This window comes from Pseudomonas pergaminensis (assembly GCF_024112395.2).
In the GTDB taxonomy this organism is placed as follows: domain Bacteria; phylum Pseudomonadota; class Gammaproteobacteria; order Pseudomonadales; family Pseudomonadaceae; genus Aquipseudomonas; species Aquipseudomonas pergaminensis.
Genome location: NZ_CP078013.2, coordinates 2,903,342 through 2,917,600, shown reverse-complemented (window position 1 = coordinate 2,917,600; position 14,259 = coordinate 2,903,342). Strand labels below are relative to the sequence as shown.

The following is a 14,259-nucleotide window of genomic DNA, read 5'->3' as shown; positions in this document are numbered from 1 at the left end:
GTTCTTGAACCCGGCCATTGGCAGGCTGGCCCTGACCCCAATGGATGTGAAGACGGTCGATGTCGAGAGCGTCTTTCGCGATTTCCGGGAATGCCTGAACACCTTTGATGACTGGGCGGAAAGCTTCTGGAGCTTTTCCGCGCTGGATATCGAACAGGTCTTCAAGGTGGGGGATGAAGTGGCGCTAGTAGCGCCGATCAACCGCTCCCTGTTCCCGAGCAGCACCGTCGCGACTTGCCAGGCCAACGGCAAGCTGACCCTGGTGCACATGTTCCAAAGCACGCAATTTGTACCCATCGGCAACACGCCGGTGGTGTTGCAGCGCGTCGACCTCAACGGCGGCCCACTGGGCGAGCCGATCCACAAGACCATCGGCCCGAGCGGCATTCTCGACATCGACGAGTGTGAGCGCGACCAGCGCTACCAGGTCAATTTCTACCCCAATGTTTCCAAGGACCACATCAAGGCGCTGTATGCCTCTTATCAATCGGTGATTGATGCATTGGAAGTGCGCCTGCGCGAAGAGTGGGAGAGCACCTTCAAGGCCCAGTGGAAGGACTACACAGACGCCAATCCACTTGATCAGCGCAGGATGCTGGAGAAGGCGTTTCTTTACGGAATGGGTAAGGCGCTTTACAGCGTTTGGGACAATTTCACGCAATTGTTCGACCTGCTGGCGGATATCCAGACCCACAGTGAGACGTTGCTGCGGTACATCTCCCAGACCGAATTGGATGAACTGCTGAAACTCGGCAAAGACTCGATTGCCCGCGGCCTGCTGGTACTCAGCGATGAGCCGCTGATGTTTATTTATGTGTCGGCGATTTCCAGCTGGATACGGATGTTGCCGCCGCAAGAAATGAACGAGGTGATGGGGGAAATCACCGGCGAGGTGTTGATCGGCCTGTTGCTGATAAGGGCCATGGGGGCAATGGGTGTGACGGTGCGCCTGGGTGCCCAGGTGATGAGTCATATCAAGTCTGGCCGGGCACGCCAGTGGTTGGAGAAGCTGGCCGATCACCTGGTCGGACCTCGGTTGGAAGCGCATGTCGAAGCGGCCAAACCGTTGTTGCTGGGGAGCGCGGGGACACCGATCAAGGTGATTCCGGATGCGCCGTTGAAGGCTGGGGATCAGTTGGTTTCCAACCCGGTGCCGATGGTTCGGGACAAGACCACGCAACGGACGGTATTGGTGCGGCAAGAGCCCGTGGATGACTTGCCGGCTGTTGCTAAGAATCCGGCTGGGGATGCGGCCGCCTCTTCCGACAAGACAGCCACCAACGGCTGCCCAGTGTCGATGGTCACGGGCGAAGAATTGCTGACCCTCACCGATGGGGTGCTGGACGGCATTTTGCCGTTTGAGTGGACCCGGTTGTACCGCACCAGTGCAGTGGAAATGGACTGCGGGCTGGGGTTTGGCTGGAGTCACTCGCTGGCCCATCGGCTGAGTATTTCCGGTGATTCGGTGGTGTGGACCGATCATGAAAATCGCTCGACCACCCTGCCCTTGCCCACGGTTTCACGCCCTGCAATCACCAATAGCCTGGCTGAAGCGGCGATCTATCTCGGGTCGTTGCCCGATGAACTGGTGCTGGCTCAGGCGTCACGTTTCTACCACTTCCGCGACGGTGTGCTGACAGCGATCAGCGACGCGTATGACAACCGGCTGCGTATTGCCCGGGATTTTCTGGGGCGCATTGAACGCCTGGATAACGGCGTGGGGCGCTCGCTGTTGTTGCGCTACGCATCGGGCCGGATTGTGGCGGTGGACTACCAAATTCAACGCATCGTGGACGAGGGTCCGTATGTTTGGGTGACGGAACAGACGGTTGTTTCCTACGCCTATGACGACCTTGGCCGACTGATTTCAGCGACTAACGCTGTCGGCGAAAGCGAGGTTTATCGGTACGACGATCAGCACGTCATTCTTGAGCGCGGCCTGGCCGGTGGGGCGAGTTTCTACTGGGAGTGGGAACGGGCTGGCAAGGCGGCGCGGTGTGTTCGGCATTGGGCGAGCTTTTCGCAGATGGACACGCGCTATGCCTGGGACGACAACGGGCAGGTCACGGTGTTTAACGCCGATGGCAGCCAGGAAGTCTACGTGCATGACCAGCGCGCACGGCTGGTGCAGCGGGTGGATCCGGACGGGGCCGAGCACTTCAAGTCCTACGATGACAACGGGCGGCTGACGGTTGAGCAGGATCCGCTGGGCGCGATCACGGCGTACCAGTACGACGAAGCCGGACGTTTGGTGGCGTTGTTTCCGGGGGACGATGAGCCAACGACCTACGAGCATGACAACGGGTTCGTACGGGTTGTGCGCCGGGGTGAAGCGGTTTGGAAGTATGAGCGCAATGACCGGGGCGATGTTGTTCGCAAGGTCGATCCTGACGGCAATTCGACTGAGTACAGCTACAACAAACGAGGACAACTGACGCAGGTTTTGCTGCCCGATCACAGCTGTCATCGGCTGGTTTGGAATGAGCGTGGGCAGTTGCTTGAGGAGCAGTTGCCGAATGGGGGATTCAAGCGCTATCGCTATGACGATCTTGGACGGCGAGTAGCGCGTGAGGACGAGCATGGAGCGCTGACCCAGTATCAATGGGACGCAGCAGGCCGCTTGCTTAAACTGACTCAGCCCGGCGGTGCCACACGGGAATACAGCTACAACGCGTACGGAAAAATCACCGCCGAACGGGATGAACTCGGCCACGTCACCCGCTACGAATACGCCGACGGCCTGCACCTGATCAGCCGCCGCATCAATGCCGATGGCAGCCAGGTCAAATACCGTTACGACAACGCGCGTTTGTTGCTGACCGAGATCGAAAACGAGGTTGGCGAAACCTACCGACTCCAGTATCACGCCAATGGCCTGATCCAACAGGAAACCGGGTTTGACGGTCAGCGCACGGCTTACGTCTACGACCTCAACGGCAACCTGCAGGAAAAGACCGAACACGGCGATGACGGCAGTCAGCTCGTTACCCGCTACGAGCGCGACCATGCCGGTCGGCTCGTAAGAAAAACCCTGCCTGATGGCAACAAGGTTGATTACGCCTACGACCGCCAGGGCAATCTCCTAAGCGTCGAAGACGGCCACTGGGCCCTGGCCTACGAATACGACGCTCAAAACCGCCTCACCGCCGAACACCAAGGCTGGGGCACCCTGCGCTACGGCTACGACGCCTGCGGCCACCTGCAAAACCTGCGCCTGCCGGACAACAACCGCCTCACCTTTAATCACGACAAAGGCGGTCACCTCGCCACCGTCGAACTGAACGGCGCAGTACTCACCTCGCACCTCTTTACTGCGGGTCGCGAACAGCAACGCCAACAAGGCCAACTGCTCAGCCACTACCAACACGACCACCAGGGACGCCTGTTCACCCAGAGCATCAACGACGCCGAAGGCCCGCTATACCGCCGTCATTACGACTACGACAAATCCGGCAACCTCACCCGTCTGCTCGACACCCGCAAAGGCGATCACCGCTACCACTACGACCCCCTAAGCCGCCTCACCCGCGCCGACCACTCCCAAGACGAGCAAGAACGCTTCGGCCACGACCCCGCCGGCAACCTGCTCATGCAAAACCGCCCCGGCCCCGACATCATCGCCGGCAACCGCCTGATGATCCAGGGCGACCACCACTACGACTACGACGCCTTCGGCAACCTCATCCGCGAACGACGCGGCAAAGGCCATCAACTCGTCACCGAATACCGTTACGACTGCCAGCATCGGCTGATCGGCGTTAAAACGCCCAATGGCCAGACCGCTAGCTATCGCTACGACCCATTTGGCCGCCGCATCAGCAAAACCGTTGATGACATAACGACCGAGTTCTTCTGGCAGGGCGACAAACTCATCGCCGAGCACCACGCGAACCGCCACCGCAGCTACCTCTACGAACCCGACAGCTTCCGCCCGCTGGCCCTGCTGGAAGGCTTCGGCCCAAAGGAAACCAAGCCCTACCACTACCAACTCGACCACCTCGGCACCCCACAGGAACTCACCGCCCCGGATGGCGAAATCGTCTGGTCCGCGCATTACCGCGCGTATGGCGAAATCAGCCGTCTCGACATAGGAAAAGTCGACAACCCGCTGCGCTTCCAGGGCCAGTATTTTGATAAAGAAAGCGGGCTGCATTACAACCGTCATCGCTACTACAATCCGGATGTTGGTCGTTACCTCACGCCAGACCCGGTGAAATTGGCGGGTGGGATCAACGCCTACCAGTACGCGCCCAACCCTACGGGGTGGATAGATCCGCTAGGCTTGAGTACATGCCCAGGCGGAGATGGTTGCAAGCAAGGCGCCATTTCTCAAAGCTCTGCGCTAAACGTCAATGACGGAGAGCCTGCTTTACCACAACTAACGCGCGCTGAGCGTCAAACAAGAATTGATGAGTTGGCTGAGTCAAACATTCATCGACGATTAGCGGAGCTTGAGACATCAATTCCAGGAGCACACTTCTTGGAAAAACATGGGGCTCAAACCTCATTGGCGTCCCAACTTGAGCGGGTAACAACGGCTAGAAATCCGACTACTGGCGAGATCGAGATCTTTGACAGAGGAAGAAGAGCAGGCACACCAAGACCACCAAGTGCTGCCACGCACTTTCTTAGTCACAGAGATCAATTTAATGCAATTGAGCGAGCTATTCTGATATTTAAACTCAATGGCCGAGCAGAAACCTCAAGACCTATGGATATGGGGAAAATTATCGGCGAAGGATATAAAAGAGAAGGACTAGAATATGGAAAGCAAACTAAAGCAGTTGTGCATTTAAACACAGATGGAAAACCAATCACAGCCTATACGGAATTCGACAGATGAAAAGAAAACCAGACCTTGCGATATTGCAAGGCTTATTATTTACTTACAGCACAGAAAACACCAAAGATCTAGAAAGAGAAGAAGTCATAACTTCAAAAAATGTAAATAGCAAAGCTGAACTTTCAGAGCTATTCGACATTTTAACCAAACCGGAATTCCTCTCATACAAGGAGGATGAGCAGGTTTGGTTTATAGAAACCATTGAGCATTACCTATCGAAAGAGGAAGATTTTGAATCTATCTTTTATCTATTTGACACATACTTCGAAGACGAGATAACTAACAAAAGAGCATTCATGGCAGTACTGCTTGAACGTCTCAAGAGTTACCGAAACGAGACAGAATTACATAAAAAATAACGTAGGAACTGAATAGTATTACCACAAATAGCAAGCATTGAAGACCATTCAACTTAGTACCACCCCTCGCTTGCTCGCGTTGGGCCGCGAAGCGGCCCCAATCCAGGCGATGGGTGTTCTCAGGTGAACCGGCATTGTCTGATTTTGGGGCTGCTGCGCAGCCCAACGCAGGGCAAGCCTGCTCACTACAAAAGGGTGTCATTCAGCGGAAAATCACCGTTTCGAAAGCTCCATAATCATCCGACTCAACAAATAAACCCGCGGCGCGACGCTCTCCACCTCCGCATATTCCTCCGGGGTATGAATATTCCCGCCAACAATCCCGAACCCATCCAACGTCGGCGTCCCTACCCCGGCTGACAAACTCGCATCCGCCGCGCCACCGCTGCCTTCAATCGTCAACGTCTTACCCAATTCACCATAAATGCCCTGGGCAATCGCGACCAATTTGTCCGACTCCGGCGTCTGTGGCATCGGTGGCAGACCGCGCTGCAGGGAGGTCTTCACTTCTGTCTCGGGGATCAGTTTATTGGCCGATACGCGGGCCAGGTCTTTCTCGATGCGGTCAAATTCTTCTGGCAAGGCCGCGCGTACGTCGGCCTTGGCGGTGGCTTGGTCGGGGATGACGTTGGTGCGGTCGCCGGCCTTGATGACGGTGAAGTTGATGGTGGTTTTCTTCTCTTCGTCGCCCAGTTTGCCCAGTTGCAGGATCTGGTGCGCCGCTTCCATGGCGGCGTTGCGGCCGAGTTCCGGGGCGACGCCGGCGTGGGCGGCTTTGCCTTTGACCTCGACCACGGCGGTGGCGCTGCCTTTGCGCCATACCACCAGGCCGTCGGCGGGGCGGCCGGGTTCGAGGTTGAGGGTGACGTCGTGGGCCTTGGCAGTTTTGCGGATCAGTTCGGAGGCGGCGTCGGAGCCGGTTTCTTCGCTGGCGTCGAGCAGGAAGGTGATCTGCGCGTAGTCCTTGAAGCCCTGGTCCTTGAGGACTTTGAGCGCGTAGATGCCGGCGACGATGCCGCCCTTGTCATCCATCACGCCCGGGCCATAGGCGCGACCGTCCTTGATATGGAACGGGCGCTCGGCGGCCGAGCCTTCCTTGAACACCGTGTCCATGTGCGCCATCAGCAGGATCCTGGCCTTGCCGGTGCCTTTGAGGGTGGCCACCACGTGACTGTTGTTGGCCGCTTTGTCCGGCACCAGCTCGATGGAGAAGCCCAGCTGTTTCAGCTCATCGACGGCAATGTCGCGCACTTGCGTCAGGCCCGGCTCATAGCCAGAACCCGAGTCGATATTCACCAGGCGCTCCAGCAGTTTCAGGGCGTCGGCCTTGTACTGTTCGGATTGTGCCTGGATCTGTTTATGGGGTTCGGCGCTGTAGGCCGGCACGGCGAAGGACACGGCCAGGGTGGCGGCCAGGAGGGTGCGGGAGAAGGTGAAGAGCATGAACCGATCCTTGATTGTTGTTGGAGGGGCTGCCACACCCTACCCCACTAGATCGATCGCAACCAACTCCCCTGCACGGAACTCACACGGTTTCGCCCGCTGCTCTTGGCCTCGTACAAGGCCTGGTCGGCGTCGTTCAACCAGCTTGTCGAATCTGCATGGTTCGGTTGATACGGCGCCAGGCCGATGCTCAGGCTGACGCGTAAGGTCGGGTCCTGGGCGTAGGCCAGGGCGTTGAAGCGGTCGCGCAACGCATCCATCACTTCGGTGGCTCGGTTGAGGGCCATGTCCGGCAGGATCACGCAGAACTCGTCGCCACCGTAACGCCCGGCCAGGTCGGTGGCGCGCAGGTTCTGGCGCAGCACTTTGCTCAGTTGGCGCAGGACAATATCGCCGGTGACATGGCCGTAAGTGTCGTTGATGACCTTGAAGTGATCGATGTCGATCAACGCGATGGCGGCGCCGGCCGAGCCACGGCGGCAGCGCTGGAACTCGATTTCCAGGTGGTCCTTCCAGGCACCGTGATTGAGCAGGCCGGACAGGCTGTCGGTGCGGCTCAGCGCCAACAGCTCGCGCTTGTGTCGCGCCAGGGTCACCGCCTGGCGGTAGCAGATCCAGCCCAGGGCCAGCGGATACAGCATCAGGATCGGCAAGCAGGCGTAGAGCTGCGCCTGGGTAGTCACGGCAATGAATGCTGGGGCGAACACCAACAATGCCGCGCCGATGCCCAGCGCCTGCGCCACCCACCCCGCCAGCATGAAGCGCGGGCCGCCGATGGCCACGTTGTTCATGGTCATCATCGACAAGGTGGTCACGCTCGGCAGCGGGTTGAAGTGCATGGCGCCGACCCAGAACCCGCCGCAAAACGAGTCGAACAGCAGGTTGCGCCGTTCGCTGCGCAGGGCGTTGGCGCTGCGCAGGGACAGTTGATAAGCCAGGTGCGGCCAGGCAAACGCGTTGATCAGCATCCACGCCCACACCCACCAGGCGGGGTCCAGGGGATACATCCCGAACACCACGCAGACACATCCAAGCGTCAACCCGAGGGTGCGGGATTTATACAGCCGTGAAGCGAGCGGAAGTCCGTTTCCTTCTGCAGCTGACATGGCGGAGTGAGATCCTGTGTGAATGCCTGGAGTCTATCAGGGAGCCGGCAATTCGCCACTACCGCTCATGCGTTCAAAACGCTCAGTGTGCAAAGCCCCGCGCCAGCATCAACGCCACGCCCAGCAGCATCACGGCGGTGATGCGCTGCAACAGCACACGGCGCTTGGGGTCTTCCAGCACGTGCTTGATGCGCTGGCCGAAATAGCAATACAGGCAGCCGCTGGCGAACTGCAGCACCAGGAAGGTCAGCCCGAGGATGGCGACGTCCAGTCTCGAACCGTGCTCACCGGTCCCGGCAAACTGGGGGAATACCGCGCTGAACATGATGAGGGTCTTGGGGTTGGAAAACCCCGTCAGCAAGCCCTTGCCAAACAAGCTGCGCGACGCTTCCACATGGCCGATCCGTTCGATCACTACGCCGCTGCTGGTCCACTGTTTGTAGGCAAGGTGGAGGATGTACGCGACGCCGATCACCTGGATGGCCTGGGTGATACCAGGGTGGCCCTTGATCAGCTCGGAAAAGCCCACGGCAAAGATCAGGATCGAAATCAGGTACGACACACTGGCGCCGATCTGCGCGGGAATCGAGCTGCGCAGGCCGTCGCGCAGGCCCAGGCTCAACAGCAGCAGGGTCATGGGGCCGGGGCTGAACGTCATGGTGGCGCAAAACAACAGAAAGTAGAGGAACGAAGAGAGGGTTAACGCACTTGTCATGGCCGAAGACCTGGGGAAGAGAGCGGGCAGTCTAGGCACTTGGCATTGCGCGGGGCAGGTAAAGTGAGGCCTAATCCGCCCGAACTTCACCGGTAAAATCACCTGTAAAGATAAGGAAGTCCCATGTTCGTATCGGCCATCGCCTTTGTGGCGGGTACCCCCAAGGTGCAACAGATTGTCGAGGCATTCAGCCAGGCCATCGAAAACGGCGAATGGGCTGCGGGCAGCAAGTTGCCGTCGGTGCGCGAACTGACCGAGGTGCTGGGCGTAAGCAAGTTCACCCTGAATGAAGCCCTCGACCGCCTGCGCGGGCGCCACCTGCTCACCTCCAGCCAGGGCCGTGGTTACTTCGTGGCTATCGATCGCACCCATACGGCCACCACGAACTGGGTGGATTTACTGCCCCAGGACTTGCTCAGCGTACTGCGGCGCCCGCTCGCGACGATCTCCGGCGACCTGCGCCCCGGCAGCGGCCACTTGCCCGAGGCCTGGCTGGACAGTGACGCCATTCGCCAAGCCATGCGCAGCGTGGTGCGCGCGCCGTCATTGCGCATCGCCGGGCTCGGTACACCGGCCGGGCTGCTGCCGTTGCGCCAGGCCCTGCAACAAAAGCTGCACGGCGAAGGCCTGTCGGTGCCGGTGGAGCAGATCATCACCACCCCCAACACCGTGCAAGGCCTGGACATGCTCATGCGCCTGCTGGCACGGCCTGGCGACACGGTGCTGCTGGATGCGCCGTGTTATTTCAACTTCCACGCCAACCTGGCCCTGCACGGGGTCAAGGTGGTGACAATCCAGCGCCGTCCCGACGGGTTTGACTTCACGGCCCTCGAACAGCTATTGGCCGAACACCGGCCCAGCCTGTATCTCACCACCAGCGTCCTGCAGAACCCGACTGGCCATTCCTTCAGCCCGGGCCAGGCGTTTCGACTGTTGCAACTGACCCAGCGCTACGCGTGCCACATCGTCGAGGACGACCTCTATGGCGACCTGCACCCCAACCCAGCACCACGCCTGGCCGCCCTCGCCGGCCTTGACCAGGTCACCTACCTGTCGGGGTTTTCCAAGATTCTCAGCGCCAACGCGCGCGTCAGCTATGTGGTGGCCGCGCCGCAACTGGCGGCCAACCTCACCAACATGAAGCTGATGAGCGGCGGCTTGACCTCGGAATTGTTCGAACAGATCGTCTACCGAATGCTCAGCGAAGGCAGCTACGCCAAGCATCGCAAGCGTACGGTGCAACGTTTGATGGAGGCCGGTGGGCGCGTCGAGCAATGGCTCAAGCGGTGCGGCTGCGAACTGCCGCTGGGCTATGAGGGCGGGATGTTCATCTGGGCGCGCTTGCCGCCGGGAGTGAGCGGTGAATTGCTCGCCCAGGCGGCGTTGAAACAGGGCATGGTGCTGGCGCCGGGCGTGCTGTTCGGCAACGACCCGGGGCATCGTGATTCGATGCGTTTCAATGTGGCCCACAGCGATGAGCCGCAGGTGCAACAGGTGTTTGAGTCGCTGCTGCTCAGGGCTTCGCACGCCCCTTGAGCATGCCGTGATTGACCAGCAACGTGCGCATGGCGTTGCGGGTGATCCCCAGCAGATCCGACGTGCGCAGGTCGATGTTGGTGGCGGTCACCAGGCGGATATTGATCTTGATCGGCTTGCGCGAGCCTACGCCCACCACCTCCTGTTCCTGCAACACTCGCAGCAACTTCACCTGCAGGGGCAATGGCAGGTCGCCGATTTCATCCAGGAACAACGTGCCACCATCGGCTTCTTCAAACCAGCCGATACGCCGCCCCGACGCTCCCGAGAACGTTGCAGCGAGCGCGGGTCGGAAAATACCAGGGCCTTGGCGCGGATCGACAGCGGGTCTTTTTCACCCTGGGGCAAGGTCAGGATCGGCGTGGGCTGCCCGTGGGGATGGTTCGTGAACAATTTCCCGGCGGCGAGATAGACAAAGTAGCGGCGACGTTACCCAGCGACACATATAACTAGAAATATTAAAAATTCATTAGTACATAACCGTTTATCGGCAACCCTGCGGAATAGAGCCTGTCGTGCCGGCAATTTTGCTTCGTCGTGTATCTCCTTATCACCAGATACACTGCAATACAAAGGGCACAAGGCAAGGCCGTCGCCAGTGGCTAGACTGCGGCCCAATCCGTATTTAACGAGGAAGGCAGCATGGATCATGTCGATCACATCCTGATCGTCGATGACGACCGGGAGATCCGCGAGCTGGTAGGCAACTACCTGAAGAAGAATGGCATGCGCACCACGGTGGTTGCCGACGGCCGCCAGATGCGCAGCTTCCTCGACACCACCCCGGTGGACCTGATCGTGCTGGATATCATGATGCCCGGCGATGACGGTCTGCAGCTGTGCCGCGAGCTGCGGGTGGGCAAGCACAAAGCCACGCCGGTATTGATGCTCACCGCACGCAATGATGAAACCGACCGCATCATCGGCCTGGAAATGGGCGCCGACGATTACCTGGTCAAACCCTTCGCCGCCCGCGAACTGTTGGCGCGTATCAACGCGGTGCTGCGCCGCACGCGGATGCTGCCGCCAAACCTGGTGGTGAGCGAGACCGGCCGGCTGATCCGCTTCGGCCGCTGGCGCCTGGACACCACCGCCCGCCACCTGCTCGATGCAGACGACACCCTGGTGGCCCTGAGCGGCGCCGAATACCGCCTGCTGCGGGTGTTCCTCGACCACCCCCAGCGCGTGCTCAACCGCGACCAATTGCTCAACCTGACCCAAGGCCGCGATGCCGATTTGTTCGACCGCTCCATCGACCTGTTGGTGAGCCGTCTGCGCCAACGCCTGCTGGATGACGCCCGCGAACCCGCGTATATCAAGACCGTGCGCAGCGAGGGCTATGTGTTCTCCCTGCCGGTGGAAATCCTCGGGGCCGAGCAATGAGCTTCAGATTAGGTTGGCCGCGCACCCTTGCATCGCAGTTGACGCTGATCTTCCTGATCAGCCTGGTGTGCGCCCATGGGCTGTCGTTCAGTGCGCAGTTCTACGAGCGCTACATCAGCGCGCGTACCGCCATGCTCGGCAACCTGGAAAACGACGTAGCCACCTCGGTGGCGATCCTCGACCGACTGCCCGCCAACGAACGCGCCAGCTGGCTGCCGCGCCTCGACCGGCAGAACTACCGCTACCTGCTCAATGCCGGCGAAACCGGCGAGCCGATGCGCAGCGACGACATGCCCATGGCCGCCACGTCGATCGCGGATGCGCTGGGCGAGCACTACGCGCTGACCTTTCGCGACATTCCCGGTATGCAGAAGCACTTCCAGGCACACCTGACCCTGGCCGATGGCAGCCCGATCACCCTCGACGTACGTCCCGCCGCCCTGCCCGTCGCGTACTGGCTGCCGGTGGTGCTGGTGCTGCAACTGGCGCTGCTGCTGGGCTGCACCTGGTTCGCCGTGCGCCTGGCCATCCGCCCACTGACCCGCCTGGCCCGCGCCGTGGAAACCCTCGACCCCAATGCCCACCCCACGCCGCTGGACGAAAAAGGCCCCACCGAAGTGGCCCACGCCGCCGTCGCGTTCAACGCCATGCAACAGCGCATCGCCGAATACCTCAAGGAACGCATGCAGATCCTGGCGGCGATTTCCCATGACCTGCAAACCCCGATCACCCGCATGAAACTGCGCGCCGAACTCATGGACGACTGCGCCGAACGCGACAAACTCTGGAGCGACCTGGGCGAGATGGAACACCTGGTGCGCGAAGGCGTGGCCTACGCGCGCAGCGTCCACGGCGCCACCGAAGCCAGCCACCGCCTCAACCTCGACGCCTTCCTCGACAGCCTGGTGTTCGACTACCAGGACATGCACAAACAGGTCAGCCTCAGCGGCAAAAGCGCCGTGGTAATCGACACCCGCCCCCACGCCCTGCGGCGGGTGCTGGTCAACCTGGTGGACAACGCCCTCAAATTCGCCGGTGCCGCACAATTGGAAGTCGGCTCGACGGCCGAGGGCGAACTGTCAATCAAGGTCCTGGACAACGGCCCCGGCATTGCCGAGGACGAACTGGTGCAGGTCATGCAACCGTTCTACCGCGTGGAAAGCTCACGTAACCGCGGCACCGGCGGCACCGGCCTGGGCCTGGCAATCGCGCAACAACTGGCCGTGGCCATCGGAGGTTCCCTAACCTTGAGCAACCGCGCAGAAGGCGGATTGTGCGCACAGATCAAGATCAAGTTGTGACGTTGCAACCCTTAAAAACCCACGTAGGAACCCGCTTGCCGGCGATACAGACACCGTTGTAATCAGCCAGACCGAATCGATGCCATCGCCGGCAAGCCGGCCTACAAAACCGCCTACCCACCGCGTACCCACGATGCGAAGCGCGCCGCTCTTGATCTTGATCTGGCTTTTGATCTTAGGCGCCCCGTCAAACACGCTGGCCGGAATTCGACAGGGATTTGGGGGGTAAACCGGCAGGGATGCCGGTTTAGCCGCCCCGCGCCATGGATGGCGCGTGGCGGCGGCCCCCCAAATCACTGTCGGATTACGGGCACACCGAGCCTAAGCGAGGTGCCGAGTGTTGGGGCAAGAGCCCTTTGCTTACTTTGGGGCTTTTCCAAAGTGAGCCGCCGTAAGGGCGGAACCATAAGCAGCCGTTACCCAAATAACGGATATGTACTCAATCACTACCAACACCCCACCCCCCATCAGCTAACCGCCGTAGAAGGCTCCAACTGCCGCTGCGCCAACCAAATCTCCTCCTGCAACCACTGCCCAAACACCTGCAACTGCGGCATATCCGTCTGCTCCGGCCGGGTCACCAACCAATACGACTGATGCCCCTCCACATGCACATTCAGCACCTGAGTCAACTGCCCAGCCGCCAACTCCGCCGCCACCATATGCCAGTCGGCAATCGTAATCCCCAACCCATCGGTAGCCGCGCGTATCGCCAGGTCCAACAAATCGAATTCATACCCCCCCTGCGTGTCCACGCCCTGAATACGCGCCGCGTCCAGCCAGTGCTTCCAAGTGAGATAACGCTGGTCCTCACTGGCCAACACATGCAGCAACGTCATGCGATTGAGGTCCACCCCATCACTGCACTCACGGGCATACAGCGACGGCGCACACACCGCAATGTGCCGCTCCTGAATCAACAGAGAACTGTCCAACCCATCCCACTCACCATTGCCAAAACGAATCGCGCAATCGAGGGTGCTGGTCTGCGCCAAGCTGTCCTGCAGGCACGTGGTGATGCTCAACTCCAGCTCGGGATGAGCCTCGCGCAGACGCCCCAGGCGCGGCATCAACCAGCGGCTGGTGAAGGTCGGTGGTGCGTTGATGTGCAGGCGGTTGGAGTGGGTTTTCTGCTGGATACTGCGCACCGTCAGCTCGATCTTGTCGAACGATTGGTGCAGTGCGCGCAGCAATACGCGACCGGCGCTGGTCAGTTCCAGGTGGTGGTGGCGCCGCTCCAGCAGGTGCTCGCCCAGCTGTTCTTCCAGCTGCCGCACTTGGCGGCTGACCGCACTCTGGGTCACGTTCAACAGCTCGGCAGCCCGGGTAAAACTGCCGGTACTGCCGGCCACTTCGAAGGCCTTGAGGGCATTGAGACCGGGCATTTTGCGTTTCATGAAGGGCACTCGAAGACGGCTGACGAGGTGCCAAGCATCCCATGAGCCAGAGGGAATTTCCTAGCCAACATGATTTTTTGTATCAACCGGCGCGTCTATCTCGACGCCTTGCACCCATGGCGCGGACTAACATGCGTTTAACGAACGTTTAACCCCTGAATTTATCGTTTGTCGAT

At 60.0% G+C, this 14,259-nt stretch carries 9 protein-coding genes and 1 pseudogene; 5 read left to right on the top strand and 5 right to left on the bottom strand.

Annotation, left to right across the window (positions count from 1 at the left end; genetic code table 11):
- The first annotated feature begins 40 nt into the window (after positions 1-40).
- Together KUA23_RS13215 and KUA23_RS13210 are read left to right on the top strand one after the other, a co-directional pair.
- The gene (locus KUA23_RS13215; RefSeq protein ID WP_252994275.1) at positions 41-4,843 is read left to right on the top strand and encodes an RHS repeat-associated core domain-containing protein; all 4,803 of its coding nucleotides are present in this window, start codon (positions 41-43) and stop codon (positions 4,841-4,843) included.
- Positions 4,840-5,202 carry a hypothetical protein gene (locus KUA23_RS13210; RefSeq protein WP_214497692.1) on the top strand — a complete coding sequence of 121 codons (363 nt, stop codon included), beginning with the start codon at positions 4,840-4,842 and terminating at the stop codon, positions 5,200-5,202. The genes KUA23_RS13215 and KUA23_RS13210 overlap by 4 nt, the downstream gene beginning before the upstream one ends.
- A 213-nt stretch (positions 5,203-5,415) precedes the next feature.
- Here KUA23_RS13210 and KUA23_RS13205 read toward each other — a convergent pair whose 3' ends face one another.
- The 3 genes from KUA23_RS13205 to KUA23_RS13195 all read right to left on the bottom strand — a co-directional run bounded on the left by KUA23_RS13205 (position 5,416) and on the right by KUA23_RS13195 (position 8,466).
- Positions 5,416-6,645: a M20/M25/M40 family metallo-hydrolase gene (locus KUA23_RS13205; protein ID WP_252994094.1), complete on the bottom strand. Its 1,230-nt coding sequence runs from the start codon at positions 6,643-6,645 to the stop codon at positions 5,416-5,418.
- Positions 6,646-6,692: 47 nt separating this feature from the next.
- A complete protein-coding gene (locus tag KUA23_RS13200) occupies positions 6,693-7,751 on the bottom strand; it encodes a diguanylate cyclase (protein ID WP_100490876.1) in 1,059 nt (352 codons plus the stop codon).
- A gap of 82 nt (positions 7,752-7,833) precedes the next feature.
- On the bottom strand, positions 7,834-8,466 hold the full coding sequence (locus KUA23_RS13195) for a LysE family translocator (protein ID WP_252994093.1): 633 nt from the start codon (positions 8,464-8,466) through the stop codon (positions 7,834-7,836).
- Positions 8,467-8,589: 123 nt separating this feature from the next.
- Between KUA23_RS13195 and KUA23_RS13190 the strand changes: the two genes are divergently transcribed.
- Entirely contained in the window at positions 8,590-10,002 is a 1,413-nt protein-coding gene (locus KUA23_RS13190; protein ID WP_078048219.1) for an aminotransferase-like domain-containing protein, read from the top strand.
- Between the two features lie 67 nt (positions 10,003-10,069).
- On the opposite strand, the pseudogene KUA23_RS13185 reads toward KUA23_RS13190, so the two are convergent.
- Positions 10,070-10,395 (bottom strand): annotated as a pseudogene (locus tag KUA23_RS13185) (sigma 54-interacting transcriptional regulator); the annotation flags it as partial.
- A gap of 249 nt (positions 10,396-10,644) precedes the next feature.
- Here KUA23_RS13185 and KUA23_RS13180 point away from each other — a divergent pair.
- Positions 10,645-11,385, top strand: a complete 741-nt coding sequence (locus KUA23_RS13180) for a response regulator (RefSeq protein WP_078048218.1) — start codon at positions 10,645-10,647, stop codon at positions 11,383-11,385.
- On the top strand, positions 11,382-12,686 hold the full coding sequence (locus tag KUA23_RS13175) for an ATP-binding protein (protein ID WP_099493821.1): 1,305 nt from the start codon (positions 11,382-11,384) through the stop codon (positions 12,684-12,686). The genes KUA23_RS13180 and KUA23_RS13175 overlap by 4 nt, the downstream gene beginning before the upstream one ends.
- Positions 12,687-13,153: 467 nt before the next feature.
- On the opposite strand, the gene KUA23_RS13170 is transcribed toward KUA23_RS13175, so the two are convergent.
- The gene (locus KUA23_RS13170) at positions 13,154-14,083 is read right to left on the bottom strand and encodes a LysR substrate-binding domain-containing protein (protein ID WP_078048216.1); all 930 of its coding nucleotides are present in this window, start codon (positions 14,081-14,083) and stop codon (positions 13,154-13,156) included.
- Positions 14,084-14,259: the final 176 nt, after the last annotated feature.

Bases quoted from the DNA above. Each gene is read 5' to 3' on its own strand.
- KUA23_RS13215 (WP_252994275.1), top strand. From the start codon at position 41: ATGGATGTGAAGACGGTCGATGTCGAGAGCGTCTTTCGCGATTTCCGG.
- KUA23_RS13210 (WP_214497692.1), top strand. From the start codon at position 4,840: ATGAAAAGAAAACCAGACCTTGCGATATTGCAAGGCTTATTATTTACT.
- KUA23_RS13205 (WP_252994094.1), bottom strand. From the start codon at position 6,645: ATGCTCTTCACCTTCTCCCGCACCCTCCTGGCCGCCACCCTGGCCGTG.
- KUA23_RS13200 (WP_100490876.1), bottom strand. From the start codon at position 7,751: ATGTCAGCTGCAGAAGGAAACGGACTTCCGCTCGCTTCACGGCTGTAT.
- KUA23_RS13195 (WP_252994093.1), bottom strand. From the start codon at position 8,466: ATGACAAGTGCGTTAACCCTCTCTTCGTTCCTCTACTTTCTGTTGTTT.
- KUA23_RS13190 (WP_078048219.1), top strand. From the start codon at position 8,590: ATGTTCGTATCGGCCATCGCCTTTGTGGCGGGTACCCCCAAGGTGCAA.
- KUA23_RS13180 (WP_078048218.1), top strand. From the start codon at position 10,645: ATGGATCATGTCGATCACATCCTGATCGTCGATGACGACCGGGAGATC.
- KUA23_RS13175 (WP_099493821.1), top strand. From the start codon at position 11,382: ATGAGCTTCAGATTAGGTTGGCCGCGCACCCTTGCATCGCAGTTGACG.
- KUA23_RS13170 (WP_078048216.1), bottom strand. From the start codon at position 14,083: ATGAAACGCAAAATGCCCGGTCTCAATGCCCTCAAGGCCTTCGAAGTG.